Source organism: Enterobacter sp. T1-1 (assembly GCF_000710795.1).
GTDB lineage: Bacteria > Pseudomonadota > Gammaproteobacteria > Enterobacterales > Enterobacteriaceae > Enterobacter > Enterobacter cloacae.
Genome location: NZ_JALW01000097.1, coordinates 1 through 2,862, shown reverse-complemented (window position 1 = coordinate 2,862; position 2,862 = coordinate 1). Strand labels below are relative to the sequence as shown.

The window sequence follows — 2,862 nt, the reverse complement described above, 5'->3', positions numbered from 1 at the left end:
CATTCATTTTCCTGAAGCAACATTCATCGCTTTCGGTAAAAAATTACTGGGGATCCCTCAGCCCTGTGGGAGAGGGTTAGGGTGAGGGCACCCAAAATCCCTCACAACATTGCAGCCACGCCTGGGCGCTGTGCGACAAATATATCCCTTCTCGCCAGATCATCCCCAGCTGCCAGTGCAAATCGCTTTCGAGTGGGATCCAGCGCAGCGTGTTTTTATCCAGACGCTCGCAAATCGGCTGCGGCAGAATGGCAATCCCCACGCCTGCCTGCACCATCGCTGCCAGGAAATCCCACTGGCCGCTGCGCACCGCAATGCGCGGCTTCACGCTATGTTGATTAAACAGCGTCATTAGCTGGCGGCTGAGGGCGAAATCTTCGTTGTAGATCAGCAGAGGGTATTCACCGAGCAGCTCAGGTTTCACTGAATCTCGCTTCAGCCAGTCGCCGGAGCGGGGAACCAGCACGCACAGCGGATGGCTAAAGAGCGGAAGCGTCGCCAGACCGCTCTCTTCCTCAACGGGGAGGGCTGTCATGGCGACGTCCAGCTCGCCGTTGGTTACGGCCTGCTGGACGGTTAATCCACCAAACTCCGAAATTTTGAGTTCAACGCCGGGGTAACGCTGGCGAAACAGGCTAATCGGCCCGGCCATCATCATCCCGACCATCGGCGGAATACCAAGGCGCAGCACCCCTTTGGTCAGGTGGTTAATATCGTCTAGCTCCGCTTCCAGCTGACGAAACTCGGCCAGGATCGCCAGGCCACGTTCAAACACCACGCGCCCGGTATCGGTAAGCAACAGCTTGCGTCCGTCGCGGATCAGCAGGGTACAGTTGAGTTCATCTTCGAGGTTTTTCAGCATTTTGCTGATGGTGGGCTGGGTAACAAATAACTTCTCCGCTGCGCGGGTAAAACTCTGCTGGCGAACCACTTCGACAAAATAGCGCAGCGTTCTTATGTCCATGATTATTCCTCGAAACTATACCTTCGATGATTTTAATTCATTTCAGTCCATACCGTGCGCTCACTATACTGGCACCTCGTCTCATTTTTGAGGAAAACCCCCATGGCCGTGGCGTTAAGCCGTGTTACGCCTGCCGTTGTGCAACGACTCCAGGTACCGGTTCAGGTACTGCTCTACGCGGGACTGTTTGTTTTTGCGGAATATCTTGTCGGCTGGCTGCATCTGCCGCTGCCTGCCAACCTGGTGGGGATGGTGTTGATGCTGACGCTCATTCTCTGCCGCGTTATCCCCCTTAGTTGGGTGCGTGCCGGCGCGCGCTGGCTGCTGGCAGAGATGTTGCTGTTCTTTGTTCCTGCCGTGGTGGCGGTGGTGAACTATGCGCAACTGCTGATGGTGGACGGCTGGCGGATCTTCGCGGTCATCGCCCTGAGCACGCTGATGGTGCTGGGCGCCACCGCCTGGGTGGTGGACAAGGTTTATCGCTTCGAGATCCGCAGGCAAAAACATGACTAACTTCCAGATAAGCGTGCTGTGCCTGATTGCCACGCTGGTTATCTACTTTGCCAACAAACGCCTGTATCGTCGCTTTCACGCGCTGCCGCTGATGCCGCTGGTCTTCACGCCGATCCTGCTGGTGCTGATGCTGGTTTTTGGCCATATCTCCTGGCAAAACTACATTGGCGAATCCCACTGGTTGCTGTGGCTACTGGGGCCGGCCACCATCGCCTTTGCGGTGCCTGTGTACGACAACCTGAATATCATTAAACGTCACTGGATGTCGCTCAGCGCGGGGGTGATTACCGCCACGGTGGTGGCGGTCTGTAGCTCCGTCTGGCTGGCGCGGCTGTTTACGCTGCCCGATGAAATTCAGCGTAGCCTGGCCGTGCGCTCGGTAACGACGCCATTTGCGCTGGCAGCCGCTAAACCGCTCGGCGGACAGCCGGATCTGGTGGCGCTGTTCGTGGTTGTCACCGGTGTCTTCGGTATGGCGGTGGGCGACATGCTGTTTCTGCGGCTTTCTATCCGTGAAGGGTTGGCAAAAGGGGCGGGATTTGGCGCGGCGTCACACGGCGCGGGCACGGCACGCTCTTATGAGTTGGGTCAGCAGGAGGGGGTTGTAGCAAGCCTGGTGATGATGCTCTCCGGCGTGTTGATGGTGCTGATTGCGCCGCTGGTGGCGTGGGTGATGTTCTGAACTCCCCGGCCCGAAGGCCGGGGATCAAGACTCAGTGCGCGCGGCCTTGTTCCACGCCCAGGCCGGTTTGCGAGCGGATAAACTGGGCGCGGAATTTCTCACGCTCCAGGTTCCCCTCCGGCGAGTTGTCGGTTGCAGAGAAGATCCAGATACCGATAAACGCCACGGCGATTGAGAACAGCGCCGGGTACTCATACGGGAAGAGCGCCTTTTCGTGACCGAGGATCTGCACCCAAATCGTCGGGCCGAGGATCATCAGAATCACCGCAGTCAGCAGCCCCAGCCAGCCGCCTACCATTGCGCCACGGGTGGTCAGTTTAGACCAGTACATGGAGAGCAGGATGATAGGGAAGTTACAGCTCGCTGCAATTGAGAAGGCCAGCCCCACCATGAAGGCAATGTTCTGCTTCTCGAAGAGGATCCCCAGCAGGATCGCCACCACACCCAGAACCAGTACGGTGATTTTGGAGACTTTGAGCTCTTCACGCTCGGTTGCGCCTTTGCGGAACACGTTCGCGTACAGGTCATGCGACACCGCAGATGCTCCGGCAAGCGTAAGCCCGGCCACCACGGCAAGGATGGTGGCAAAGGCCACGGCTGAGATAAAGCCGAGGAACAGATTGCCGCCTACCGCATCCGCCAGATGCACTGCCGCCATGTTGTTCCCGCCAATCAGCGCGCCCGCCGCGTCTTTAAATGCCGG

4 protein-coding genes are annotated in these 2,862 nt (G+C 58.1%); 2 read left to right on the top strand and 2 right to left on the bottom strand.

Going from position 1 to position 2,862, the window contains the following annotated elements; all coding sequences use genetic code 11:
* Positions 1-76: 76 nt before the first annotated feature.
* Positions 77-964 carry a LysR family transcriptional regulator gene (locus AK59_RS0122880; RefSeq protein WP_013095076.1) on the bottom strand — a complete coding sequence of 296 codons (888 nt, stop codon included), beginning with the start codon at positions 962-964 and terminating at the stop codon, positions 77-79.
* 102 nt (positions 965-1,066) lie between these two features.
* Between AK59_RS0122880 and AK59_RS0122875 the strand changes: the two genes are divergently transcribed.
* Both AK59_RS0122875 and AK59_RS0122870 read left to right on the top strand, forming a co-directional pair.
* Positions 1,067-1,477: a CidA/LrgA family protein gene (locus tag AK59_RS0122875; RefSeq protein WP_020686648.1), complete on the top strand. Its 411-nt coding sequence runs from the start codon at positions 1,067-1,069 to the stop codon at positions 1,475-1,477.
* Positions 1,470-2,159 carry an LrgB family protein gene (locus AK59_RS0122870; protein ID WP_013095078.1) on the top strand — a complete coding sequence of 230 codons (690 nt, stop codon included), beginning with the start codon at positions 1,470-1,472 and terminating at the stop codon, positions 2,157-2,159. Before AK59_RS0122875 ends, AK59_RS0122870 begins: the two co-directional genes overlap by 8 nt.
* A 31-nt stretch (positions 2,160-2,190) precedes the next feature.
* Here the strand turns inward: AK59_RS0122870 and AK59_RS0122865 are convergent.
* Positions 2,191-2,862: sodium:solute symporter family transporter (locus AK59_RS0122865; protein WP_029883899.1), on the bottom strand; the 672-nt coding region annotated here is incomplete at its 5' end.

Coding starts and splice junctions, on each gene's coding strand:
- AK59_RS0122880 (WP_013095076.1), bottom strand. CDS start 964: ATGGACATAAGAACGCTGCGCTATTTTGTCGAAGTGGTTCGCCAGCAG.
- AK59_RS0122875 (WP_020686648.1), top strand. CDS start 1,067: ATGGCCGTGGCGTTAAGCCGTGTTACGCCTGCCGTTGTGCAACGACTC.
- AK59_RS0122870 (WP_013095078.1), top strand. CDS start 1,470: ATGACTAACTTCCAGATAAGCGTGCTGTGCCTGATTGCCACGCTGGTT.